A 25530-nucleotide genomic window follows, 5' to 3' on the forward strand; every position below is an offset into this window, starting at 1 on the left:
ATGATTTTCACACACTTATGAGCTTATACGGACAGATTGAAACGGAAGTGATTAACATCACACGCAGCTACCAATCCACAAAACAAATTATCGAATTTACACGCAGACTAGCACCTAACGGCGAACGGATTATCCCTTTCGAACGCGACGGCGAGCTACCCGCGCTGACACAATTGCTCGATCACACAGAACTCCACCGCAACATCGCATCAAAAGTCGTGGATTTACGAGATCTTGGCTATCATACTATTGCCATAATATGCAAATCAGCTAAGGATAGTTAAAGTGCATATGAAGCCCTGTCTAACATTAATGAAATTATGCTCTTGAAGAACGGCTCCATTGAATATGAAAAAGGAGTTATTGTCATACCGTCGTATTTATCCAAAGGTATCGAATTCGACGCTGTCATCATTTATGACGCATCTGAGCTAGTATATGGTGATGAGACCCTGCGTAGAGTTTTTTACACAGCCTGCACCAGGGCTATGCATTTTTTACAGCTATACAGTGTAGGTAAACCGAGCCCATTCTTGCGAAACGTTTTGCAAGAAAATTTTATCCAAGCTTGAATTAGTCGTAATTTTAACGATAAACACTTTGGGCAATTAACAGCCCCACAACTTAATTGCCGAATTTAAAAATGTACATTTTCTCGTCTTCAAGGGTAACCTGTACATCTTCAAGATGTTCGTTCAAAAAAGCTAATCACTCATTTACATTTTCTGTTTTACCTTGTTTCACTCGATATCGCGTGTACTCAATATTCACTGTGAATCTTTCCTTCCTATTAGTGGGTCCATATTAGGTTTACTATATTTTAACGGAACTAACCTTATCTCCTTCTACAACTATAAAAGTACGCCTCTACTTATTGTAGAAACGCACTAGTTAGTTTAAGTATTATCCTGCACAATGGTATTGAGCCCATGGACTAAATTGGATCTTTAAATTTTCTGGTTTTAAAATCCATATAAAAAATGATCGGGGTTACTTTATATAATCAATAAAGTACGTATCATATGACTCTTTAAAAATGTATCCAAGTTTTTCAGCTAATTTAACAGATTCATTATTGGCTCCATCCCAACTTGGATATATTTCTCTCTCTAGACAGTCTAATATCAACGCAGAGGCTGTTATTATTGCCAAGCCTTTTCTCCTATGTTGTGGATGTGTAGCAATTTCAATCTCAATTCCATCATCATAAATGCTAAATGATGTTGCTCCACATACCACTTGTCCCTCCTTCAAAATAGCAAAACCTACACCTCGGTCTATAAAATCATCTATCGAATTAAACTGAGCTATAAAGTCTTCTGATAGCTCATGCAAAGATGGTTCTTTTGCTATCGTCGCATCTATTTTTTTCAGTTCATATCCCTCTGGTAATGGAGTTAATAATTTCTGTATGTGGGTTTTATCAAGGTGTTCTGGGTTTTTGTTAAATTTATACCGTTGAAACTTCTCTATTGAACCTTTATGTATTGTTTCGATACGATTTTTCCATTCTTCAGTATTAACAATAGCAAGACTATACTCCGACAGATTATATAGAAGTTCTTCCGCTATCTTTGTATTAGGATTTCCAGCAAAAAAAACAAAAATCCCCACTGTTACTTGAGCAACTGTAGGATTTTCAAGATCGTCAACCAACGCGGTTCCCATATGCCCTTGAAGACATGAAAGAATAATAGTGCTATCCATACCATCGAACATCGGGATTAGCTTTTTTCTCAAATCATTACTTAATTCATAAATCATTCAATTCCTTCTCTCTATATATAAAATATTCAATCTTTACGACAATGATATCATTAATTATTTATTTAATGTGAATCCTCTCTAACATTCATCACATTTTTCAGATAAAGATTAAGATTAAAATGAAAAAGTAATAACTTATTAAAATAAACTCGACCTTTAGTTGAACAAGAAAAAAGAGTAGCATTGCAACTCAATGATCTACCAATAAAGCACCAATTAATAGTTCTTAATTAGATATACATTGAAATTAAATACAGTAATATGGTTCTAGAATCAAAGCTTTTAGTTTAATTATCTTTTAAATCCACCTTCCGAGTGTATAATCTGACCTGTAATCCAATCTGCTTCGTCGCTCACTAGAAATTTAATCATTTTTGCTACATCTTTCGGTTCACCAATTCTACCAAAAGGGAACATCGGTTTTAATTCACTTTTTATTTCCTCTGTCATCCACCCTGTATCAGTTGGACCTGGATTTACTGCATTGACCGTTATTCCCAAAGGGGCTAGTTCGGCCGACAATGTGATAGTTAAAGCATCGACGGCTCCCTTTGTTGTTGCATATGCTAATTCACCAGGCATCGGTCCTTGAAATTGACCTGAAGTAATATTGACTATCCTTCCACCACATTTCTTATCAAAATTTTGGGCAAATTTACTACTTAATAGTGTCGTCGCACGAACATTTACCATATAATGTTTATCTAATTCTTCGCCAGTTATATTAGAAAAATCGTTATTAGTTGAATATGCTGCGTTATTGATCAAGATATCGGGATAACCAAGTTGTTCAGAAACTCTACTTAAAAGTTGTTCAGGAGCATCATATTGAGTTAAATCCAACTCCATACTTGATACCTTAACACCTTTTTTTATTAATTCTTCTTTTAATATCATTGGCTCATTTAAATCAATACTCCAAGGCATTTTTTTATCATATTCTGTCCAATAGGTAAAAAATATATGATAGCCCGCTTCAGCTAACTCTTTACAAATAGCCGCACCAATCCCTTTTAGGCGGCTTACACCTGTAACAATAGCAATTCCCCCTATTATTTGGTTCATTAAAACATTCCTCCATTACAATATTAAATTTAAATACATCTCTACGATTCCCCGTTAGCCATACATGTAGTGCAAAATCAGCGGTACACCTGAGAGGATGAATATGTGGGTAGAACAGGTATTGGATACTACGTCTGACGAATAAGGTCGATTTACTATCGTACCATTGAGCCCATCCGTTAATCTTACCCCAACAACCATGGTGCATTACAAAATGTCGCATTCACACCGAGTAACCCTTATGTTTATGGGAGATTAACCCCACTCTGGTTATTACACCAGCCATGCCTTTATCCCAGGAAGAATGGGGTTGAATCCTGATTTCCTACCATCTCAATATAATCATTCTGAAGGCTCAGCCATTTTTAATAAAAGCTTTTTCAGAGTTTCTTTTGTTATACAATTTCATAGTTTTTGAGCGTTTTATAATTCTTATGGGAGTTGAACAAGAAAAAAAAGAGACGCATGTTAAACAATCGCACCCGATTGTTTAACAAAGACAAAGTGATCATCTGGGTCCCATACGTGCTGCTCATCAGCAATGTATCCACGCAACCATAGGTCTCCTTTAATGCGTCTGAGATAGAACCCTTTAGGGAAATTTTCTTCATTGTTAAGTGTCTCCGAGGATACTGTGATGGATCCGTTAGGGGCTTGGTGTTGCTGAGAAGATTTGCCTTCAGGTTGATCCAGATATCCGAGTCTCAGATAAGGTCCAAGCTCTAACGGACACAATTCTAAACCAAGGTGATTTGCTCTTTCGTAGATTTTGGTTAAAGTGTCTCCCTTCGGTAAACCAAGGTCACGTATAGTGAGCTCAACTGTCTCGAAAGAGAACGTTTTAGCAGAAGTGGTAAAATAATCATCTGTGAATAGCTTTTCTCCTAATTCATTCATCAAAATAGAATGTTGTTGCATTTTCTGCATTAGTTGCGATTTAGTAAGACCACCCACTTCTACCGTTCTTGTGATGGACAGACAATCAGGATATATTTCCTTATTTTTGATGTTCATTTATTGTCCCCCTTCTGAGTCTTCCATTACACATAAATATATTCCTTTAAATGGACCGATTGTTGAACACAAGTTAAACACCTAACTGTCTACGCTTAAGGGCTACTGTAACCAGAAGCCCTCCAAGACTCGCTACGAGTGAATGGCTAGTTCTTTCTCGATGGGAATCCCACCCGCTATATGATACGACCTAGGCCTGGCCGCACAAGGGAGAGCATTATAATAGTCTTGCCATATAGAATTCATCAACAAATTCATCTTCAATAAATAAAGAATGTTTTTTTGTTCCCTCTATTTCAAATCCTATTTTTTTATATAATGCTAAACCTGCTTCATTCCTAGCCACTACTGTCAGTTCTAAACGATGTATATTATGGTTAGATGCCCATTGTTCCAACTCTTTAAATAACTTTCTTCCCACTCCTTGTCCTCTATAATTCTCAACTATTCCAATAACAATATAGGCAGAGTGTTTTCTTCTTCTTGCATTACTGCCAATAGCCATCAAGTACCCCACTAACACATTGTCAGTTTCAGCAACAAATATAGTAGAAGTCTCGTTTTCCTCGATACTCTCAATGATTTTTTCTTGTTGTTCGGGTTGAATATTTCTTTCTCCTGCTTCCCAGAGCATATATTCAGAACTTCCCTCGACTTGCTGAGTAAGATAGACAAACTTTTCTGCATCTGAAGTTTTTATTTCTCTAATTATCATTACTTTTCTCCCCCTCAACAAACCATAGGTTATATAAATTCTTGCATAGGTTGCACTCCCAAGCTAATCATACCTAACTTCAACAAAAAACAGTATTCCCCTCTATTAATTGCATTTACTTTGAAGAGATTAACTCGAAAGAATTAACATCTGGATCATCAAAATAGATTGCAGCATGTGCATAAGGATACTAGTGGTTGACGTTGTTCATTAAATCCAAATGCATTACGAATAGCTATTCCTTTTTCATTCAACCAGTTCTTGTATAGTATCCTCTTTGTCTACGCGAAATGCGATATGTCGTATAGAACGGTGATAAGATACCTCAACTTTGTCACTTTCCCATTAACCAAGCCAGCTTTCTCCAGTGTCAATCCAGAAATGCGCTAATTCCCCTTGTTTATATGCTATCTCTAACCCTAATTTCCGATAAAATAAAATTGGATTTTTCAGGTCACTTACTGGTTAATGTAATTCATATAATCCTGTTATTAACGATGACTCCTCTTTTTCAAATATTATATTCTCGCAACAGCTTGGCGCGTTATTAAATTAATCACTACAACACAATACTTTTTCACCCATTATCTCATATTAAGTGGCTTTAGTGACTTTAGTGACTTCCGTTTTTCACCTAATTATGATTAAATGAAAGTATAACTATTATTTTCAGCTGCTCCTAGAAATAGGGGTATATTTGGGAAGTTCTAGGATTGTTATTTAACGTTCCCTTGAAAATCAGATTTTTGCATCTAACTAGTTAACACTGTAGGTACCTTGAGTTTCAGTTATTGAGCCTGCGTTCAAAGTTATAATGACAAGTCAACAAAAAGCGTAAACATGCTAATTAATCTACTAACACTGCCATAGGTTGAAGGGGGATAATCTCAATGAGTAATGAAGCTAAATTACAAAAAGAAGCTATGCATGTACTAAAGCTAACAAGTAGAACCTTTTATATTCCAATTAAGCTGCTCAATCCGACATTAAGAAAGACGGTCGGCTCTGCCTATTTATGTATGCGTGCGATTGATGAAATTGAAGATCACGAGGACTTAGAAGCTGAAACTAAGCAGCACTTGTTGCGTTCTACTAGTAAACTTTTACAGACAGATTTTGATGACGTAGCCTATCAACAACTCTTAAAGCCCTACGAGAATCTTTTACCAGAGGTTACGTTAAGACTGGGTGATTGGCTTTCCGTATGCCCGGAAAGTATTATTGACAAGGTTAAAGAGTCAACAAGTATTATGGCCGATGGTATGGCCCGTTGGGTAGAAAAAGACTGGGTTGTAAAAACGAAAGAAGATTTAGATGAGTATACATATTATGTAGCTGGCTTAGTTGGCATTATGTTATCTGATATATGGGAGTTGTATGACGGTACGATAACGGATCGAGACTTAGCGATTGGCTATGGCCGAGGCTTGCAAGCTGTCAATATGCTACGCAATCAAGATGAAGATGCTGATCGCGGCGTCCGTTTTATACCCGATGGTTGGGATAGAAACGATATGTTTGCCTATGCAACAGCGAATTTGAATAAAGCAGATGAATATATAGAATCGATTGACACAAAAAACATTTTGTTGTTCTGTAAAATTCCACTTGCCTTAGCAAAAAGCACTTTAAAAACATTAAAAAATGGTAAAGAAAAAATGTCACGTACAGAAGTAGAATCTACTGTGGACGAGATTATTAATGATCAAAAACACGTTTAGATTGTTTCAGTGTTTTTAATGACTTTCGAAAAAAGACGACTGTACATTCGAATTTTGAATGCGCAGTCGTCTTTTTGATTAGCCATTAGGCCGAAGCCAATGAAAAAGTTCTTTTTTTATAGTAGGAACTAGTTGATTGTAGTGAAGAGCGGCGACTCTAGCGGGAACAGCGCGAGCTGAAGACCCCGCTAGGAACGTAGTGACGAGGAGGCTGAAGCCGAGCCCGAGGAAAGCGTCCGCTCGGAACGGAAATCAACGGGATTGAAGGATATCGTACTTTTTCAATGCCTTCATTAGGACACTTATGCTTTTTGAGTAAGCATTAATCTAAATACTAAATCCCCTCTTTTAAAAGCAAAGAGCATAATATACAAAAAAAAGAAATCAACCATATTATACAGCTGAGTTCTTCCTTCCATTCTTCTATCTATTTGGAAATGACAATAGGTCACGGATTTTAAAACCATAGGGAGCCATCATTGTAAACGCATTCCCTTTTATACACTCACATAACAATACCAATGATAGTAGCCGAAATTACGGAGGCTAGTGTTGCACCTAATAACAGTTTTAAAGCAAATTTCGAAACATAATGACCTTGTTTTTCACTAATTGATTTGATTGAGCCAGCAACAATACCAACAGTTCCAAAGTTTGCAAAACTAACCAAATAAACCGATACAATTGCCACTGTTTTATCAGAAAGATTTGAAGAAATTTCACCAAAACTCAACATTGCAACAAATTCATTAGTAACAAGTTTTGTAGCCATAATTCCACCCGCTTGTACAGCTTCTGCCCATGGCACACCCATCAAGAAAGCGATTGGTGCAAAGATATAACCAATAACTGTTTGGAATGAGACTTGAAATACGCCGAGAAAAATCACATTAATTAATTCCATCAAAGCAATAAACCCTAATAGCATAGCAGCAACGGTAACTACGAGTTTAAAACCATCCATTACGCTATCTCCAACCATTTGGAAGAAAGGAACTCTCTCATCTTCATCCACTTGAATTAATTCATCATCACTTTCTAAATCATAGGGATTAATAATATTTGCAATTATGAGTGCACTAAAAATATTTAAAACAACAGCAGTTACAACATATTTCGGCTCTAACATCGTCATATAGGCTCCAACCATTGCCATACTTACTGCACTCATCGCAGAAGTACAAATTGTGTAAAGTCTTTTTGAAGATAAATGAGGTATTTGTCTAATAATGGTCAAAAACACTTCTGGTTGTCCAAGTATTGCAGTAGATACTGCAAAATAGCTTTCAAGTTTACCCATTCCAGTTATTTTACTTAAAACTAAACCTAGATATTTGATAATATAAGGTAATAATTTGATATAGTTTAGTATACCTATTAGAACCGATAAGAATACTAGAGGTAATAACGCTACAAATATAAAAGATATTTCACCTTCATTCACGATACCACCAAATACAAATTGAATTCCTGTATCAGCAATAGCTAACAGTTTCTCAAAAAACTTACCAACACTGGTAATAGCAATAAGACCTATACTAGTATTCATCATGAAATAAACTACAACGATTTGTACAGCTAACATAATCAGAATACGTTTATATTTTATCTTTTTTCTATCATTACTAAATATAAACGCAATAAAAAAAACAAGTAATATCCCTGTTATTAAGAATAGAAATTTCATGTAAATCATCCCCTTTTATGTTAGCGCTTTCAATTAATTGATAATACTAGTTCCTTTTCATATTTTTGTAAAAATATGAAAAGGAACTAGATGAGTGAATTTATAGTAGTAAAGATCAGCTTATCTTAAGTAATAATTTTATTGTTCGTTTGTTTTGCTGTTTAAATTAACTGCAATTTGAGCTCCAACTTTAGCATTGTGTTTTACTAATTCAATATTTACGTCAAGGCTTTTACCATCTGTTAATTCTTTAATTTTACCAAGTAAGAACGGTGTAGTATCTTTACCAATAATATTATTTTCTTCTGCTTCTTTGATTGCTTGGTCAATAATTCCATTGATATAGTCTTCATCCATAGCGAATTCTTCAGGGATTGGGTTAGCAATTACTACCCCACCTTTAAGATTTAATTCCCATTTAGTTTTCAATACATCAGCAATTACATCAATTGAATCCGTAGAGAAGTTTAATTTAAATTCACTATTTCTTGTATAGAATGCTGGTAGACACTCCGTTTCATAGCCAAGCACCGGAACCCCTTTTGTTTCAAGGTATTCCATAGTAAGCGCTAGATCTAGGATTGATTTAGCTCCTGCACAAATTACCGCTACGTCCGTTTGAGCTAATTCTTCAAGGTCAGCTGAAACATCCATTGTAGTTTCTGCACCTTTATGAACGCCACCAATACCGCCTGTTACAAAGATTTTGATGTCCACTAATTCAGCACAAATCATTGTAGTTGCCACAGTTGTTGCACCTAGTTTTTTTGTAGCAATAATTTGTGGTAAGTCGCGTCTTGACACTTTAGCAACATCTGAACTTTTACCGAATAACTCCAACTCATCATCTGTTAAACCGATTTTGATTTTCCCATCAATAATAGCAATTGTTGCTGGAACAGCCCCGTTATCGCGAACAATTTGTTCAACCTCTCGAGCCATTTTTACGTTTTGGGGATAAGGCATCCCGTGAGAAATAATTGTAGACTCTAATGCCACAATTGCTTTCCCTTCCTCTTTTGCCTGTTGAACCTCTTTTGATAATTCAATATACTTTTTCATTTTAAATTTCCTCCATATCTAGTTTAAATTGTTTTTGGGATAATTCTTGTCTAACTGTATGCTTTGACAAAATTGTTTTTTGGGCATTGACCAAACCGGACTTAATAATGTAATCAAAGTCTTTCTTTTGTAACCAGGAATAAATAACTCCCGAACAAAATGAATCCCCCGCACCTGTAACATCCACAACTACTGGTTCTTCGATAGCTGGGAAATAACGAATCTCGCCATTTTCACTACCTGTAAGCACACCTTTTGATCCGTTAGTTACAATAACATTTTTAACTCCTAATTCTAACCATCTCTCAACTGATTTTTCCCAATCTTTATCATCATTAATTTTTATATTCATAAAAGTTTCTGTTTCATCTTTATTTACGATGAGCCAACTAACCGCATCCAGTGTTTTGGGAAGTCGATTCATTTTTGGAGACGAAACAGGAATGATAACTAGTGGAATAGTATGCTCAGTTGCGAAAGAACAAAGAAATTCAACCGTTTCAACCGGACAATTCAAATCAACTACAATACATTTAGCGCATTTAAGAATATTGCTGTCTTTTTCCAATAATTCAGGAGTAATTTCTTCGAAAATATCCATATCTGCTAATGCAATTGATAAATCACCGTTCTTATCCAATACCGCGGTATAGGAACCTGTTGATGCATTTTCAAATTGAGTAACATGCTCTAAATTCATAAATGGAGAAGACATATCATAAATCTCTTTCCATTCTAAATCGTTACCACTTGCTGAGATTAATACAACTTGCTCACCCAGTCTACCTAGATTTTCAGCAATATTCCTTGCTACTCCTCCAATCGTTCGAGAAGATTTTACTGGATTAGACGTTCCATTAGATATCTCAAACTTTGCATAGAGTTTTCTATCTACATTAGCTCCACCTATACAAATAATAGGTGAGTTCTCATTTAAAACATAAGCATTCCCGGAAATATGCTCATTCTTGATTAGCCCGGAAATAATTTCAGCAATTGAAGAATTTGGTAAACCTGTTAGTTCCGACAATTCGTGTTGAGAAATAAGTGGTCTTTCTTTAATCATACCTAAAATTAAATCCTCATTTTCATTAGCGATTTTTTCACACCCCCTCACCCTTGAGACAAAAGTTTATATTGTAAACATATGTTTAGTATACGACTTTTTTATAAATTGTCAATAATAAATTGCTCTATTTCCACTATTGTCTCAACAAGATGAGAAAAGAGTAATGCTCCCGCTAGACGTTACAGACAGAAGCCGATCCAGCAACATAACTCTCTTTGCCACATAACTATCACCGATCCAATTAGAAAAACTTATACTTATCTTTTAAAATAAAAAGGACTCATTTCAATACACCTTCTCTGTTAAACGATTATCTCAACAATAGAACTTGTAATTATTCCTGATTCAGAACCAGTAATCGAATATATATAACTAAAATAACCCATCTGAAAATCTACTCTAAAAAAAATACCCCACCCTTTTTATCAAATTGGATGAGGACTTGTCTATTTACGATTATGTTTAAAATGCTTTAAATTTTTTTCAATCTACAATTTATCCTTTTTTAAGACTGTTGGTAAAATGATACCCATAATAATGATTACTATACCTACTATTTGTAGTGGAGTAACGATTTCACTTAATAATATAACTGAAACCAACACCGCAATCGGCAATTCAAAAGCACTCAATATTGACGACATACCCAATCCTACTTTAGGAACTGCGATGGTAAATAAATAAACCGGTATGATCATACCGAACAATCCTAATGCCAAACCATATACCCAGAGTCCCTCACCAAACAGGGTTCCATTCCAAATGATTTCTGGAGACTGAAAAGTAGCTGTTGTCATAAAAGCAAAAAAGGAAACCAATAGTAATCGGTTAGATGTATTCATACTCTTAATTGGCTTGCTATTAACAAATAAAAATAAAGAAAAACAAAGAGCTGCAGTTAAACCCCATAACCAACCTTGAATAGGTATTTGAGATAAATCTACATCAATCAAACCTGCAGCTGGTATAGTTCCTGCAAACAAAACGATTAACGAAATAAACTCGATTCGACTTGGGAGTAGCCGTTTTGCTATACAAGAAATCAACATACCTATCCACGTAAATTGAAACAGAAGTACCACCGCTAAAGAAGCAGGTAAATAGATTAAAGAGCGACCATAAAAAATATTCGTCAATCCTGTTAATACTCCTGCTAAAATAAGAATTTTAATCCCTTTAAAGCTTATTTTTTCTCTATTTGTTAGAAGAAAAATACATACCGCTATACAAAACCCTATAAAAAATTGGCTTGTAATTGCTTCTGAGACCGAAAAACCACCTTGTATTGCAAGTTTAATGATAGTTGACACTAAACCATAACTACTAGCTGCTAAAACTACTAACAAAGGGTATAACCACATTTTCATTGTATTATTTCCTCCAATTGTTTTGTATATATATGGATGTAGTGCATTTACCAAACGATAAGATTGATGTATGATTGTCGTATCAGGTTTCCTTTATAATGGATTTGGACAAGCGTACCAATTCCTAAATAAAGGATCTTTTTATACTTAATGCGTAATTTTCAGGTTATGAACGAGATTCTCAACACCCATGAATTACTTTCCCTTATTTCAAATCAGCATTACAGACAATAGTTTACATTGTAAACTATTGTCTAACTAAAAGCGAGGTTATTTTAATGTCTAAAGAACATCAAATATTACATCATATTAGAATAAACCCTTTTATTTCACAGCAAGAACTATCAAATAAAGTCGGTTTATCACGTTCAGCGGTTGCTAACTATATTGCTACACTGACAAAACGCGGTGAAATCAAAGGGCGTGCTTATATTCTCCAAGAGGAATCTTCCATCGTGTGTATCGGTGGAGCAAACACAGACCGGAAAGCGCGATCGAATCAAAAAGTGCATTTGTATTCATCCAATCCCGTTGAAACAACTGAAGTTTGTGGTGGTGTGGCACGAAACTTTGCCGAAAATTTAAGTCGGCTTGGGTATAACACTTCTCTTATGACTTCTGTGGGAGACGACAAGGAAGGTAACTGGATACTGAGGGAAACGAAAAGCCAAGGAGTAGATGTCAGTCAAGTATGGGTATTGCAGACAGAACGAACAGGTACTTATACCACTTTATTGGATGTTAATGGTGAAATGATTGTCTCTATGGCCGATATGAACATCTACGAAAAAATAACGATTTCTATGATCGAAGAGAAATGGTCCTATATAGTGGCCTCACATGCCGTTTTTTTGGATACTAATATTTCTAAGGATTGCATAAGTTATTTAATTAAACGTTGCAGGGATGAAAATATTCCCTTGTACATTGATCCTATATCTTCAGCCAAGGCGCAAAAACTTCCTTTTCAACTTGAAGGAGTAGAACTATTGCTCCTCAATCAAGAAGAAGCAGAAATACTTGCTGAGTTGAAAATTACTTCGTTTGAGGATTGCCAAACTGTCTGTGAAAAGATTAGACTACGCGGCGTACAAAAAGTTATTATCACGCTTAATGATCATGGAGTTTATTATTCTTCACCACAAGAATCTGGGCATTTATCCCCTTTCAAAACTGAAGTTGTAGATGTCACAGGGGCTAGTGATGCATTTTCTTCATGCGCAATATATGGGCTTATGAACGAAGAATCACTATTGCGGGCTTGTCAATTGGGGCTTGCAGGTTCTGCACTTACCCAGCAAACTGAGGAATCTGTCTCTACACTTTTAAAACCCGAAAAAATTCATGAAATAGTTGAGGGATTTATGTGAGAATACATTGTTCTACTTTCACCGTGAAGCGAAACTTTAGTATGAAGTGCAAGAATAAACGCAAACCATTCACTTATATACAAAAAAGATCAGACATTTGTGTAAATGTCTGATCTTTATTTTATTATTATACAATTGTAGTTTATTTATAGGATAGTATCGTGTTCGTTTATTCGTTTTATTAGGCATCCACTTGAACAGCGAAAATATCTCATGCCATTAAACGGCCTTCTTATATCTTGTAGCTTTATCCAAACAAACGATCGACTGCGCCCGTCACAGTAAGATTTCCCTCAAGTAGCCCCTTCTCGAGTTTTACGACTTCCTCTTTCTTCCCAGGTTGTGCAAAAAAACTATCGATAAGTCGATCATTAATCATGGAACGGAACCAATCTTTCGTCTGTGATTGCCTGCGCCCTTCCCAGAATCCGCTATCATCCATTGTCTCTTTAAATGATACTATCATTTCCCAAACCTCTTCAAGACCTGTATTTTTAATTGATGAAACAGGAAGTGCAGTCGAAGTCCAACCGGGTGATGCAGGCTGGAGGAAGTGAAGAAGCTGACGGTATTCCCGTACTGTCTTTTTCGCCAACCTTAAATTATCACCGTCAGCTTTGTGAACAACAACCCCGTCTGCCAGTTCCATAATCCCTTTTTTCATCCCTTGCAGTTCATCTCCGGCACCAGTTAGTACCAGCAGCATGAAATAATCGACCATTCCACGGACAACCGTTTCACTTTGCCCGACTCCAACCGTTTCTATTAAAATAACGTCATAACCTGCCGCTTCACAAAGTAACATCGTCTCGCGCGATTTTTTGTGAACACCACCAAGTGTACCTGCAGACGGTGAGGGGCGAATGAACGCGTTCGGATGCCTTGCAAGTTCTTCCATCCGCGTTTTATCACCAAGGATACTACCGCCTGTTACAGTTGAGCTTGGATCTATAGCAAGCACGGCAACTTTGTGGCCTGCATTAGCTAGCATTAAGCCGAATGCTTCAATAAATGTGCTTTTCCCTGCACCTGGAACTCCGGTGATGCCAATCCGGATGCTATTGCCCGTTTTAGGAAGCAAATTGAGCAACAGCTGCTGCCCGGCAACTTTATCATCTAGAATAATACTTTCGAGAAGCGTAATCCCTTTTGCAAGATGAAGCCGGGAGCCATTTGATATCTTTTCCGACAACTCTTCAACCGGGATTTCGCGGCCCTTTTTCACAAAACGTTTCCGCGCCGTTGCTGCCATGCCATCATGTGAGGAAGTAATCCCACCCATCACATTCAATGCACTGTCATCAGTTAAACGGTTGTTGTCTTTCAATCCGCCACTTCCTCATAGCCAAGCCTACGATAGATTTCTTCAATGACTTTTTGCGCTGCAACCGGAATGACGGTTCCTGGACCGAAAATTGCCGCAGCACCATTTTCACGTAGGAATGCATAATCTTGCGCAGGTATAACCCCACCGACGACAATAAGAATATCTTCTCGACCAATTTTGGCAAGCTCTTCACGTAGTGTCGGAACAAGCGTTTTATGACCCGCAGCAAGTGAACTTACACCGATGACGTGGACATCATTTTCAGCGGCTTGTAGTGCCGTTTCTTCTGGCGTTTGAAATAATGGCCCAATGTCTACATCAAAACCAAGATCTGCAAATGAGGAAGCGATTACTTTTGCACCGCGGTCATGACCGTCTTGTCCCATTTTTGCGATAAGGATACGTGGACGACGCCCTTCATTTCCAAGGAAATCTTCTGCCATCATTTTTACTTCGTCAATTTCTTCTGTGTTCGAGAAATTCGAACTGTAAACGCCACTCACCGAACGAATCACCGCCTTATGTCTACCTGATACACTTTCAATCGCATCTGATATTTCACCGATGGTTGCGCGTGCACGTGCTGCATTAACGGCACATGCTAAAAGATTACCGTCGCCACTACGTGCAATTTCAGTCAACTCGGCTAGGATAGTCGTTACTTTCGCTTCGTCTCTGTCTGCTTTCATCTGATTGATACGATCGATTTGTTTCTGGCGTACTAGCGTATTGTCAATGTCCAAAATATCGATTGGATCTTCAGTATCTAAACGGTATTTATTTACACCGATAATTGATTCTGCACGGGAGTCGATTTGAGCCTGACGTTTTGCGGCCGCTTCTTCGATTTTCATTTTGGGAAGGCCGGTTTCAATCGCTTTCGCCATTCCGCCGAGTTCCTCGATTTCTGTGATTAATTCCCAAGCTTTATCCATCAACTCATCTGTCAATTTTTCAACATAGTATGAGCCGCCCCATGGATCAATCACTTTGGTCATCATCGTCTCTTCTTGCAGGAACAATTGCGTATTCCGAGCAATCCGTGCTGAGAAATCTGTCGGCAATGCAATTGCTTCGTCAAGCGCATTGGTATGGAGTGACTGTGTATGCCCCATCGCTGCAGCATTTGCTTCTATTAATGTTCGCGTTATATTGTTGAACGGATCTTGTTCCGTCAAACTCCAGCCTGACGTTTGTGAATGTGTACGTAGCGCAAGTGACTTTGGATTTTTCGGTTCAAACGTCTGCATCATTTGCGCCCACATTTTCCGTGCCGCGCGCATTTTGGCAACTTCCATGAAGTAATTCATGCCTACCGCCCAGAAAAACGATAGTCTAGGTGCGAATGAATCGATATCAATGCCTGCTTTCAAACCTGTCCTGACATATTCAAGACCATCCGCAAGTGTATAGGCAAGCTCGATATCCGCCGTTGCGCCCGCTTCTTGCATATGATAGCCAGAAATTGAAATCGAGTTAAATTTCGGCATTTTAGTGGATGTGTAATCAAAAATATCCGCAATGATTTTCATCGACATTTCTGGCGGGAAAATATACGTATTTCTCACCATATACTCCTTCAATATATCATTTTGGATGGTACCAGCAAGTTTTTCAGGTGACACTCCCTGTTCTTCAGCCGCAACGATGTAAAACGCCATAATTGGCAATACCGCGCCGTTCATTGTCATAGATACTGACATCTGATCGAGCGGAATACCATCAAATAGGATTTTCATATCCTCTACCGAATCAATAGCAACGCCTGCTTTTCCGACATCCCCAGTCACACGTGGATGATCAGAGTCATAGCCGCGGTGAGTCGCAAGGTCGAATGCGACAGATAATCCTTTTTGCCCCATTGCCAAATTTCGGCGGTAAAAGGCATTGCTTTCCTCAGCAGTTGAGAATCCGGCGTATTGACGGACTGTCCACGGTCTAGAAACGAACATTGTCGGATAGGGACCCCTAGTATTTGGTGCGATGCCAGGTAAATCAGTCAAATGGGATAGGTTCTCCGTGTCTTTACCGGTATAGAGCGTTTTAACATCGATACCTTCATTTGTTCTAAAAAGTTGCCCTGACTGGGTTACTGTTTTTGCCGAACTGCTAGCAATCTGCCGCAAGTCTACTTTGTTGAAATCAGGCTTGTTCATCAGACGCAGCCCCTTCCAATTTGTCGTTGATAGCTATTAGTTTTCCTACTTTATCTTGACCCGCATAGATGAAGCCATTTAGACCGGCATTAAGCCATGTTTCTGACAGTGCAGAATCGTACTTTCCTGCCACATCCAAGACAAGTCCTTCTGGGCGTCCTGCCAGCAATTGTTCCATTATCGTTTCAGTTAGGCTGGATGCTGCACAAACAATTGCATAATCCGGCTTGTCATCCGCAAGCCATGTAACAGCTTGTTGTGCATTATCGAATGTTGGACCCCATTCAGCGCGCATACCACCTGTCGCTAAAAAGCCGCCGACAAAATCTGCACGTGGTTTGAAATCTTTTAACTCGCCGAACGTCAACAATGCAATTCGCGTCGCACTATCTGTTTGCAGTGCAGCTAGTTTTTCGAAAGGTTCTGCAAGACGTCCTTCAAATTGAATGCCATCCCAATCAGTAAAGTTCGTATCCGTCAATTCAGCGTAAACATTTGTACCAATCAACGACTGTTTCCCTTTCGAAACATCGCCCCTACGTTGCTCAAGTAATTTCCCGAACTTGTCACTGGCAATGAATGCATCATAGCCGCCTGTAGACTGTATTTCCAAAAAGAGTGTCCATGATTTATCAACAAGTTCAGACGTCAAGGTTTCCATGAAATAAGAACCGCCTGCAGGATCAATTACTTTATCGGAATGAGTTTCTTCTTTAATAACAAGTTGGATATTTCGTGCCATACGTACAGAACTGCTTGTCGGTCCAGTAATAATATTGTGTGGGTGAACTGTAATAACGTCAGCGCCGCCAAGAACTGCGGCGAATGTTTCATTGCCTGCACGCAAGACGTTGACATACGGATCTAGTTTTGAGTAAGAACGCAACGATGTTATTGCAATGATTGGTACATATGGAGCTTCAGCTACCCCATACGCAGAACTGAATGCTTGCCAAAGAACACGAAACGCACGGAACTTTGAAATTTCCATAAAGAAATGCGTATCAACTGCAAATCGAACAAAAAAGTCATCGGCAAAATCACTAAAATTGTCCACTTTTGAAGCTTGATCCGCTGCATATGCGAGGACTAATGCAAGTTCATTCACTGCATCCGCGCCTTTGTGATGTGCAACCCACATATCCGCGCTAGCTGTCCGGACGTTTGTGTATCCTGCTGGAAGAGTCCAACCAGAGACCGAAATTGCCCCGTTAACGGAGGAACGATCCATTTCTGGGACAAGGGAAAACGCTTTCAGAAATGAGTTATCATGCTTCATATTTGTAATGAAAATCGGATATTGCTTCATAAGTTGGGCGATTTCAGCGAGAGAAGACTCTTCCCAGTGAAGTGTTTTTGCCCCATCGCAAACAATCGCTTCATTGCCACGTTCAATCGAACTTTTCAGGTCAGCGACGAACTGTTGTCCATCCGTAGCATATGGTTGCTGTGCAACAATCCAGCCTGTCTCTTTTTTTGCCGCACGAATTAGCTGTGCACGTTTCGCAAGACTTTCCTGCGTATATAATGGCTGAAGGTCAATCCCTTCAATCGTTTTCGTGATAAGCGAATCGAAAGGCTTTCCTTTCAATGACTGGACAGCGACTTCTTTCCATTGTTCAAATCCCGCTTTATCGAATGTTGTTGTTTGCATGTTATGTATGGTCATATTTTGCGCTTCCCTCCTCAAAATAATCAATCTATTACTAGTTTACCCGAGTAACGCTTTTGTTGAAAGATAAAATAAACCCCAGCGCTATATTTTACGGCACTGGGGTTTACAATTTTGATCAGTAAATGGATGTATTTTCTGCAGTTACGTTTTCGAGTATCGCTTTCACTCTTGCGAGGAATTGTCCGCAAACAAGACCGTCAAGAACGCGGTGATCGAGTGATAGACATAAGTTCACCATATCACGCACACCGATCATGCCGCCGTCCATCACAACAGGACGTTTAACGATTGATTCGACTTGTAGTATTGCTGCTTGCGGGTGGTTGATGATACCCATTGACTGAACAGAACCGAATGAGCCGGTATTATTCACTGTGAATGTACCACCTTGCATTTCGGATGATTTCAGTTTACCTGAACGCACTTTACCTGCAAGCTCCTGAATATCACGCCCAATGCCTTTGATTGTTTTTTCATCAGCATTATTGATGACTGGAACGTAAAGGGAATCTTCCGTCGCCACTGCGATGGAAATATTGATATCTTTTTTCTGAATGATTTTGTCGCCGGCCCACATTGAGTTCATCATAGGGAATTCTTTCAATGCTTGAGATACTGCTTTCACGAAGAATGCGAAGTATGTCAGGTTGAAGCCTTCCTTCTTTTTGAAATCATTTTTCAAGGAATCGCGGTATTGAACAAGACTCGTAACATCGACTTCAATCATCATCCATGCGTGTGGCGCTTCGTGTTTTGAGCGCAGCATATTGCTAGCAATGGCACGACGCACGCCTGTAACAGGGATTTCGATATCGCCTACTGCAACAGGTACATTGGCTGGCTCCGCTGCTTTCGGTGCAGGTGCCGTCTGTGTAACCGACGTTGGAGCTGCCGTTTCTACAACAGGCGCTTCAGTAGTTACTGCTGCTGCTGTAGGAATGTTGCCACTCTCGATTATAGCAAGCAAATCTTTACGCGTGATGCGTCCTTCTTTCCCTGAACCTTCCACAAGTGACAAATCAATGCCGTTATCCTGTGATAGACGAAGTACTGCAGGAGAATAGCGTCCTGCTGCCGTTCCTTTTTCACGATTCAAAGATGAAGCCGGTTTTTGAGAACCTGCAGCAGGCATTTCGTTTGCAGGTTCTGCCTTAGCTGGTACCGCTTCTACTGCGACTTCCGCAACTCCTCCACCTTCAGTTTCAATCGTACAAACAAGGGCTCCAACTGCAAGCGTCTCTCCCTCCTGTGCGATCAATTCCTTGATGACACCTGTAAATGAAGAAGGTACTTCTGCTGTTACTTTGTCTGTATTAACTTCTGCAAGTGAATCATATTTGTTAACTGTATCGCCCGGTTTGACAAGCCATTTCTCGATTGTGCCTTCTGTCACACTTTCACCGAGTTGTGGCATTAAAATATTTTCAATAGCCAATTGATTGACCTCCTTCCCGATTAAAATTCTGCGAGTTCACGCGCTGCCTTCTCTACTTTGTCTGGATTGACCATGAAGAATTTCTCCATTGTCGGTGCATATGGCATCGCTGGAATATCTGGTCCAGCAAGACGTTTAATTGGCGCATCAAGTTCAAACAGGCAGTTTTCAGCAATTATTGCTGCAACTTCTCCCATAATGCTTCCTTCTTTATTATCTTCAGTAACTAAGAGGACTTTCCCTGTTTTCGAAGCTGCTTCAATGATTGCTTCTTGGTCAAGTGGATAGACAGTCCGAAGGTCAAGGATATGAGTAGAAATTCCATCTTCTGCAAGACGTTCAGCGGCTTGTAATGCAAAATGGACACATAGTCCGTAAGTGATGATTGTAATATCATCGCCCTCACGTTTAACATCTGCTTTGCCAATTGGCAATACGTAGTCATCTAAAGGCACTTCGCCTTTAATTAAACGATAAGCGCGTTTATGTTCAAAGAATAATACTGGATCTTCATCGCGGATTGCCGCTTTAAGAAGCCCTTTTGCATCATATGGCGTTGACGGTATAACGATTTTTAATCCCGGTGTGCTTGCGAACATCGACTCGACAGATTGCGAGTGATACAGCGCCCCGTGGATACCGCCTCCGAATGGTGCACGAATAACAATTGGACAAGACCAGTCGTTATTCGAACGGTAACGAATTTTTGCTGCTTCCGAAACAATTTGGTTCACAGCCGGCATGATGAAATCAGCAAACTGCATTTCAGCAATCGGACGTAACCCGTACATTGCTGCACCAATTCCGACACCTGCAATTGCAGATTCCGCAAGCGGTGTATCAAGTGCGCGGTATTCTCCGAATTGATCGTAAAGACCTGCCGTAGCCTTAAAGACTCCACCTTTACGTCCAACGTCTTCTCCGAGAACGAAAACGCGGTCGTCTCGTTCCATTTCTTCTTTCATTGCAAGTGTGATTGCATCGATATAAGACATAACAGCCATTATTCGTTCCCCCCATCTTCAGCATACACATGGAGCATCGCAGATTCAGGTTCAGCGTACGCAGCGCTTTCCGCATAATCGGTCGCTTCGTTCACTTCTTTCATGATGCGTTCTTCCATTTCTTTTTCAAGTTCATCAGTTAGTGCGCCTACTTCTTTCAAATAAGCTGCGAACATTGGAATCGGGTCAAGTTTCTTTTCATTTTCAAGCTCTTCTGCATCACGGTATTGGCGTTGATCATCATCTGAAGAGTGAGCCGTCAATCGGTAACAGATTGTCTCTACAAGACTTGGACCTTCTCCACGTCGTGCACGATCTGCTGCTTCTTTGACCACTTTGTATACTTCAAGTGGGTCTGTTCCATCAACTGTAACACCCGGCATTCCGTAACCGATTGCACGGTCGGAAACATTAACACAGCCAAGTTGTTTTTCAACAGGAACTGAAATTGCATATTTATTATTTTCAACCATGATAACAGTCGGTAATTTATGGACACCTGCAAAGTTCATGCCTTCGTGGAAATCTCCTTGGTTAGATGAACCTTCCCCAAGTGTAACGAAAGTAATGAAATCTTCCTTCTTCATCTTCGCCGCAAGAGCTACCCCAACTGCGTGCGGTAGTTGCGTCGTAACAGGAGATGATCCTGTCAAAATACGATTTTTGCGCTGACCGAAGTGACCAGGCATTTGACGACCACCTGAGTTCGGATCTTCTGCTTTTGCGAATGCGGACAGCATCAAATCTTGCGGAGTCATTCCAAAATGTAGAACAACGCCCATATCCCGATAGTATGGTGCAATCCAGTCTTTATCTTTATCAAGAGCGAAAGCTGCTCCAACTTGTGCTGCTTCCTGCCCCTGACATGAAATAACGAATGGAATCTTTCCGGCACGGTTAAGGAGCCACATACGTTCATCAATACGACGAGCCATTAACATCGTTTCAAAAATTTGCAGTGCATCTTCATTTGTTAAACCTAGTTCTTCATGACGCGTTTTTGCCATTTCTAAAATCCCCCTTCTATGGTTCGCAGTCTTGTGTCTTAGACTAATTGAGACTCTTTTTTACATATGAATTGCTTTGCCATCTACGGCTAAAGCGGCTTCGCCCATTACTTCAGAAAGCGATGGATGTGGATGAATCGTGCTTGCCACTTCCCACGGCGTCGCATCGAGCACCATCGCGAGTCCTGCTTCGGATATCAAATCAGTCACGTGTGCACCTATCATATGAACACCTAGAATATCGTCTGTCTTTTTATCGGCAATGATTTTTACAAAACCATCCGAATTTCCATTGACAAGTGCTTTTCCGATGGCCATAAACGGGAATTTCCCGACTTTGACATCAAAGCCCTGTTCTTTCGCTTGCTTCTCTGTTATGCCGACGCTTGACGCTTCGGGACTAGAATAAATGCAACGCGATATTTTTGTATAATCAATCGCTTCATTTTTTAGACCTGCAATATGTTCAACAGCCGCAATTCCTTCGTGAGAAGCAACATGCGCTAGTTGCAGCCCGCCAATAACATCACCAATTGCATAAATATGATGTTCTTTTGTTTGAAATGTTGGTCTTGTTTTAATATAACCATTGATGATTTCAATTTCCGTATTGTCCAGACCAATTCCTTCGACATTTGCTTGACGACCGACAGAAACAAGCATTTTTTCAGCTGTGAACGCCGTCGTTTCGCCATTCATTTCCGCAGAAATTGTGACAGTTCCTTCTTTTTTAACGAGGGTTTCTGGGAGAACTTTCGCACTTGTCACAAAAGTGATTCCTTTTTTCGTCAATAGCTTTTTCATTTCTTTCGAGATGTCATCGTCTTCAGTCGGAATAATTCGATCTGCATATTCGAGAACAGTGACTTCGACACCGAAATCATTGAGCATAGAAGCCCATTCTATACCGATGACTCCACCACCAACGATGATAATCGACTTAGGAAGTGCTTCCATAGAAAGCGCCCCATCAGAAGACATGACTTGATTTTCATCAATTTCCAAACCGGGTAATGTACGTGGTCTAGATCCTGTTGCGATAATCAGGTTTTTCAAGATGAGCATTTCGTTTTCGTCACCATTGTTCATTTCAACCGAAATAGTACCCGGCATTGGCGAAAAGATTGATGGTCCAAGCATTCTGCCAAGTCCATCAAATACGTCGATTTTCCCTTTTTTCATTAGGGCAGTCACGCCAGCATGTAGCTGTTTAACGATACCGTCTTTTCGTGCTTGTACACGACTGAAATCCAGTGATACGTCTTTTGTATTTACCCCAAACTCTGCAGCCTGATTTTTTGCCATATCGAATACTTCAGCACTTTTTAACAATGCTTTACTCGGGATACACCCTTTGTGCAAGCATGTGCCGCCTAGTTTCCCTTTTTCAACAAGTGCTGTTTTCAGTCCCAATTGAGCGGCGCGAATCGCAGCGACATAGCCACCCGTTCCGCCTCCTAAAATAACTACATCATATTCCCTCGCCATTATAGATGGCCTCCCTCACAACGACCCGTCAAGACGGGTAGATTTTAGCTATTTCTTCACCAGTTAGAACGCGGAGTGCGCCTTCTGCAAGTGCTTGTAGTTCATCTTCTCCAGCATACACAACTATATCCGCTATCCAGTCGATTCTGGATGTAATATCCTTCACAAATCCTTTGCCGTAAGCAAGGCCACCCGTAAGGATAATCGCATCCACTTGGCCGTGAAGGACAGCAGCCGCACTACCAATTTCCTTAGCAACTTGGTAGGCCATTGCCTCGTAAACTAGTTTTGCTTTTTCATCACCATCTTCAATTCGTTGTTCAACGCGAACAGCATCGTTCGTTCCGAGATAGCCAACGAGACCACCTTGACCAACAAGTTTTTTCATTACTTCGTGACGGAAGTACTCTCCAGAAAAACATAGTTCGATGAGATCCCCCGCAGGTACGGTTCCCGCACGTTCAGGGCTGAATGGTCCATCTCCGTGAAGTCCATTGTTTACATCAATTACTTTGCCGAATTCATGTACACCGACAGTTATACCCCCGCCCATATGGGTGATAATCAACCGGAGTGTGTCGTATTTTTTACCGACTTGTTTTGCGTAGCGTCTTGCAACCGCTTTTTGGTTCAGCGCATGGAATATGGATTTTCGATTAATGGCCGAAAATCCAGAAATTCGCGCGATTGGTGCAAGTTCATCGACGACGACGGGGTCGACGATGAAAGCGGGAAGGTTTAGGCTGGTTGCGATTTCATGCGCAATTATGCCCCCGAGGTTCGATGCATGTTGACCTGAATAACCTGTTTTCAAGTCTTGTATCATCGCTTCGTTAACAGGGTAAGTACCACCTTCGATCGGACGGAGAAGCCCGCCCCGACCGCAAATGGCAGCTAGTGTAGTGATGTTAATGCCTTCTTTTTCAAGTGACTCAAGGATTGCCTCTTTACGAAAACTGTATTGATCGATGATGGAAGGGTACTGTGCAATTTCTTCTGAACTATGCCTCAACGTACTTTCCATCAGTTGACTTTCGCCTTCAAAGACACCTATTTTTGTTGATGTAGATCCTGGGTTAATAACTAGGATCCTATGGTGATTCTCATGCACAATAGGTCCTCCTTCCATATCAATGCAGCCTCTTCTTTTCTTTATGTCTAGCTACTGCGACCAGACGCTCGGGTCATAAGATATCTGGGAGGGATTGAATTGCATCCCTCCTGTGCACGACAAAGAACGTCGTTTCGCCGGTCTAGCTTATGCCTGTCGCGTCTAAACAGGTCGCTTTCGCTTTTCTTTATTAGCGTCTTGAAAGTACGCTTTTTTCGTTTTGTAGGAATGTGCTTCTAGTATTGGCAACACGTGCAATACGCTCTTCCGCCATGCGGTCAGCTGCAACATACGTTGGAATATTATCACGTTTTGAGATTGCGAAAATTTTCCCGATTACGTCATAGATTCCTTCTACGCGTTTAAGTGCACGTTCACGGTTATAACCATCAAGCTCATCTGCAACGTTGATAACGCCGCCCGAGTTGATAACGTAGTCAGGTGCGTAAACAATACCCATTTCATGGATTAAATCGCCGTGACGCGTTTCTTTCAATTGATTGTTAGCAGATCCTGCAATAACTTTTGCTTTCAATTGCGGAATCGTCTCATCGTTTATGATTGCACCTAGTGCACATGGTGCGAAGATATCTGCTTCTTGAGAGTAAATTTCATTGATGCCGACTGCTGTTGCACCGAATGCATCAACTGCACGCTGAACTGCTTCTTCGTTGATATCCGTGATGATTAGTTTTGCACCTTCTTCGTGCAAATACTCACAAAGTGCATAAGCAACGTTTCCGACACCTTGTACCGCTACTGTTTTGCCCGCTAGCGAGTCGTCTCCAAATGCTTCTTTTGCTGCTGCCTTCATACCGTAATAAATACCATAAGCAGTAACAGGCGAAGGATTACCAGATGAACCCGCTCCAGCAGAAGTACCTGTAACATAATCTGTTTCAAGATTAATTAAATCCATATCCGCTTCAGTTGTTCCTACATCTTCTGCAGTAATATATCGACCGTTCAAACCTTCAATATAACGACCGAAAGCACGGAACATTTCATCGTTTTTGTCTGTTTTTGGATTTCCTATAATAACTGTTTTTCCGCCACCAAGATTCAATCCAGCAGCTGCGTTTTTGTAAGTCATACCGCGCGCAAGGCGAAGTGCGTCTTCAATTGCTTCTTCTTCACTTGCATACGTCCACATACGTGTTCCACCAAGCGCCGGGCCGAGTGTCGTATCATGAATAGCGATGATCGCTTTTAGTCCTGAAGCTTTATCCTGACAAATAACAAGTTGTTCATAATCCTGATGTTCCATATATTTGAAAATTTCCATTGTAAATTCCTCCTAAGGGTATCGTTCATTTTTATTTTTAAGAAACTAAAAATCTCGTACTGTGGATAATTTATTCAATAGAGTGTTCACGTCTAGACTCCAGCGCCTAGTGACTCGGGTCATAAGTTGGTCAAGCTGTGCGGCAAAGAACGCCGCTTCGCCAGCCTGTCTTATGCCTGTCGCCTCTGAACAGGCGCTTACGCTT

Annotated in this window: 19 protein-coding genes and 1 pseudogene; 3 read left to right on the forward strand and 17 right to left on the reverse strand. The window is 39.9% G+C overall.

What is annotated here, in order from left to right:
* Positions 1–2: 2 nt before the first annotated feature.
* A pseudogene (locus AZE41_RS22275) lies at positions 3–572 on the forward strand (ATP-binding domain-containing protein); the annotation flags it as partial.
* 418 nt (positions 573–990) lie between these two features.
* Here AZE41_RS22275 and AZE41_RS12320 read toward each other — a convergent pair.
* The 4 genes from AZE41_RS12320 to AZE41_RS12335 form a co-directional block, all read right to left on the reverse strand.
* On the reverse strand, positions 991–1764 hold the full coding sequence (locus tag AZE41_RS12320; RefSeq protein WP_067209819.1) for a GNAT family N-acetyltransferase: 774 nt from the start codon (positions 1762–1764) through the stop codon (positions 991–993).
* Positions 1765–2058: 294 nt separating this feature from the next.
* Positions 2059–2832, reverse strand: a complete 774-nt coding sequence (locus tag AZE41_RS12325) for an SDR family oxidoreductase (RefSeq protein WP_067209821.1) — start codon at positions 2830–2832, stop codon at positions 2059–2061.
* Between the two features lie 468 nt (positions 2833–3300).
* The gene (locus AZE41_RS12330; protein WP_067209823.1) at positions 3301–3846 is read right to left on the reverse strand and encodes a helicase; all 546 of its coding nucleotides are present in this window, start codon (positions 3844–3846) and stop codon (positions 3301–3303) included.
* 217 nt (positions 3847–4063) lie between these two features.
* Complete coding sequence (locus AZE41_RS12335; protein WP_067209825.1) at positions 4064–4561, reverse strand: GNAT family N-acetyltransferase; 498 nt, start codon at positions 4559–4561, stop codon at positions 4064–4066.
* 890 nt (positions 4562–5451) lie between these two features.
* Between AZE41_RS12335 and AZE41_RS12340 the strand changes: the two genes are divergently transcribed.
* Positions 5452–6282, forward strand: coding sequence for a squalene/phytoene synthase family protein (locus tag AZE41_RS12340; RefSeq protein ID WP_067209827.1), 831 nt, complete (start codon positions 5452–5454; stop codon positions 6280–6282).
* 505 nt (positions 6283–6787) lie between these two features.
* Here the strand turns inward: AZE41_RS12340 and AZE41_RS12345 are convergent.
* The 4 genes from AZE41_RS12345 to AZE41_RS12360 all read right to left on the reverse strand — a co-directional run bounded on the left by AZE41_RS12345 (position 6788) and on the right by AZE41_RS12360 (position 11461).
* Complete coding sequence (locus tag AZE41_RS12345) at positions 6788–7969, reverse strand: NupC/NupG family nucleoside CNT transporter (protein WP_067209829.1); 1182 nt, start codon at positions 7967–7969, stop codon at positions 6788–6790.
* A gap of 138 nt (positions 7970–8107) precedes the next feature.
* The gene (locus tag AZE41_RS12350) at positions 8108–9031 is read right to left on the reverse strand and encodes a pseudouridine-5'-phosphate glycosidase (protein ID WP_067209831.1); all 924 of its coding nucleotides are present in this window, start codon (positions 9029–9031) and stop codon (positions 8108–8110) included.
* Between the two features lies 1 nt (position 9032).
* Complete coding sequence (locus tag AZE41_RS12355) at positions 9033–10097, reverse strand: carbohydrate kinase family protein (protein WP_067209833.1); 1065 nt, start codon at positions 10095–10097, stop codon at positions 9033–9035.
* A 491-nt stretch (positions 10098–10588) separates the two neighbouring features.
* A complete protein-coding gene (locus tag AZE41_RS12360; protein ID WP_067213958.1) occupies positions 10589–11461 on the reverse strand; it encodes an EamA family transporter in 873 nt (290 codons plus the stop codon).
* 284 nt (positions 11462–11745) lie between these two features.
* Here AZE41_RS12360 and AZE41_RS12365 point away from each other — a divergent pair, with 284 nt between their 5' ends.
* The gene (locus AZE41_RS12365; protein WP_067209835.1) at positions 11746–12837 is read left to right on the forward strand and encodes a carbohydrate kinase; all 1092 of its coding nucleotides are present in this window, start codon (positions 11746–11748) and stop codon (positions 12835–12837) included.
* A 247-nt stretch (positions 12838–13084) separates the two neighbouring features.
* On the opposite strand, the gene meaB is transcribed toward AZE41_RS12365, so the two are convergent.
* From meaB to AZE41_RS12410, 9 genes are all read right to left on the reverse strand, one after another.
* Positions 13085–14119, reverse strand: a complete 1035-nt coding sequence (gene meaB, locus AZE41_RS12370) for a methylmalonyl Co-A mutase-associated GTPase MeaB (RefSeq protein ID WP_067213959.1) — start codon at positions 14117–14119, stop codon at positions 13085–13087.
* Positions 14120–14160: 41 nt separating this feature from the next.
* Positions 14161–16320 carry a methylmalonyl-CoA mutase gene (gene scpA, locus AZE41_RS12375; RefSeq protein WP_067209838.1) on the reverse strand — a complete coding sequence of 720 codons (2160 nt, stop codon included), beginning with the start codon at positions 16318–16320 and terminating at the stop codon, positions 14161–14163.
* Positions 16307–17989, reverse strand: a complete 1683-nt coding sequence (locus AZE41_RS12380) for a methylmalonyl-CoA mutase family protein (protein ID WP_067209841.1) — start codon at positions 17987–17989, stop codon at positions 16307–16309. Before AZE41_RS12380 ends, scpA begins: the two co-directional genes overlap by 14 nt.
* Before the next feature lie 121 nt (positions 17990–18110).
* Entirely contained in the window at positions 18111–19430 is a 1320-nt protein-coding gene (locus AZE41_RS12385) for a dihydrolipoamide acetyltransferase family protein (protein ID WP_067209844.1), read from the reverse strand.
* 20 nt (positions 19431–19450) lie between these two features.
* The gene (locus AZE41_RS12390) at positions 19451–20434 is read right to left on the reverse strand and encodes an alpha-ketoacid dehydrogenase subunit beta (RefSeq protein ID WP_067209847.1); all 984 of its coding nucleotides are present in this window, start codon (positions 20432–20434) and stop codon (positions 19451–19453) included.
* Complete coding sequence (locus AZE41_RS12395; RefSeq protein ID WP_067209849.1) at positions 20434–21441, reverse strand: thiamine pyrophosphate-dependent dehydrogenase E1 component subunit alpha; 1008 nt, start codon at positions 21439–21441, stop codon at positions 20434–20436. Before AZE41_RS12395 ends, AZE41_RS12390 begins: the two co-directional genes overlap by 1 nt.
* Positions 21442–21501: 60 nt before the next feature.
* A complete protein-coding gene (gene lpdA, locus AZE41_RS12400; RefSeq protein ID WP_067209852.1) occupies positions 21502–22929 on the reverse strand; it encodes a dihydrolipoyl dehydrogenase in 1428 nt (475 codons plus the stop codon).
* A 28-nt stretch (positions 22930–22957) separates the two neighbouring features.
* Entirely contained in the window at positions 22958–24058 is a 1101-nt protein-coding gene (buk, locus tag AZE41_RS12405) for a butyrate kinase (RefSeq protein WP_067209854.1), read from the reverse strand.
* A gap of 172 nt (positions 24059–24230) precedes the next feature.
* Entirely contained in the window at positions 24231–25325 is a 1095-nt protein-coding gene (locus AZE41_RS12410; protein WP_067209859.1) for a Leu/Phe/Val dehydrogenase, read from the reverse strand.
* Positions 25326–25530: the final 205 nt, after the last annotated feature.

It is taken from the genome of Sporosarcina psychrophila (assembly GCF_001590685.1).
In the GTDB taxonomy this organism is placed as follows: domain Bacteria; phylum Bacillota; class Bacilli; order Bacillales_A; family Planococcaceae; genus Sporosarcina; species Sporosarcina psychrophila.

What these genes read in the sequence shown, in the direction of transcription:
- AZE41_RS12320 (WP_067209819.1), bottom strand. Translation starts at nt 1,764, where the DNA reads ATGATTTATGAATTAAGTAATGATTTGAGAAAAAAGCTAATCCCGATG.
- AZE41_RS12325 (WP_067209821.1), bottom strand. Translation starts at nt 2,832, where the DNA reads ATGAACCAAATAATAGGGGGAATTGCTATTGTTACAGGTGTAAGCCGC.
- AZE41_RS12330 (WP_067209823.1), bottom strand. Translation starts at nt 3,846, where the DNA reads ATGAACATCAAAAATAAGGAAATATATCCTGATTGTCTGTCCATCACA.
- AZE41_RS12335 (WP_067209825.1), bottom strand. Translation starts at nt 4,561, where the DNA reads ATGATAATTAGAGAAATAAAAACTTCAGATGCAGAAAAGTTTGTCTAT.
- AZE41_RS12340 (WP_067209827.1), top strand. Translation starts at nt 5,452, where the DNA reads ATGAGTAATGAAGCTAAATTACAAAAAGAAGCTATGCATGTACTAAAG.
- AZE41_RS12345 (WP_067209829.1), bottom strand. Translation starts at nt 7,969, where the DNA reads ATGAAATTTCTATTCTTAATAACAGGGATATTACTTGTTTTTTTTATT.
- AZE41_RS12350 (WP_067209831.1), bottom strand. Translation starts at nt 9,031, where the DNA reads ATGAAAAAGTATATTGAATTATCAAAAGAGGTTCAACAGGCAAAAGAG.
- AZE41_RS12355 (WP_067209833.1), bottom strand. Translation starts at nt 10,097, where the DNA reads ATGATTAAAGAAAGACCACTTATTTCTCAACACGAATTGTCGGAACTA.
- AZE41_RS12360 (WP_067213958.1), bottom strand. Translation starts at nt 11,461, where the DNA reads ATGTGGTTATACCCTTTGTTAGTAGTTTTAGCAGCTAGTAGTTATGGT.
- AZE41_RS12365 (WP_067209835.1), top strand. Translation starts at nt 11,746, where the DNA reads ATGTCTAAAGAACATCAAATATTACATCATATTAGAATAAACCCTTTT.
- meaB (WP_067213959.1), bottom strand. Translation starts at nt 14,119, where the DNA reads ATGGGTGGGATTACTTCCTCACATGATGGCATGGCAGCAACGGCGCGG.
- scpA (WP_067209838.1), bottom strand. Translation starts at nt 16,320, where the DNA reads ATGAACAAGCCTGATTTCAACAAAGTAGACTTGCGGCAGATTGCTAGC.
- AZE41_RS12380 (WP_067209841.1), bottom strand. Translation starts at nt 17,989, where the DNA reads ATGACCATACATAACATGCAAACAACAACATTCGATAAAGCGGGATTT.
- AZE41_RS12390 (WP_067209847.1), bottom strand. Translation starts at nt 20,434, where the DNA reads ATGGCTGTTATGTCTTATATCGATGCAATCACACTTGCAATGAAAGAA.
- AZE41_RS12395 (WP_067209849.1), bottom strand. Translation starts at nt 21,441, where the DNA reads ATGGCAAAAACGCGTCATGAAGAACTAGGTTTAACAAATGAAGATGCA.
- lpdA (WP_067209852.1), bottom strand. Translation starts at nt 22,929, where the DNA reads ATGGCGAGGGAATATGATGTAGTTATTTTAGGAGGCGGAACGGGTGGC.
- buk (WP_067209854.1), bottom strand. Translation starts at nt 24,058, where the DNA reads ATGGAAGGAGGACCTATTGTGCATGAGAATCACCATAGGATCCTAGTT.
- AZE41_RS12410 (WP_067209859.1), bottom strand. Translation starts at nt 25,325, where the DNA reads ATGGAAATTTTCAAATATATGGAACATCAGGATTATGAACAACTTGTT.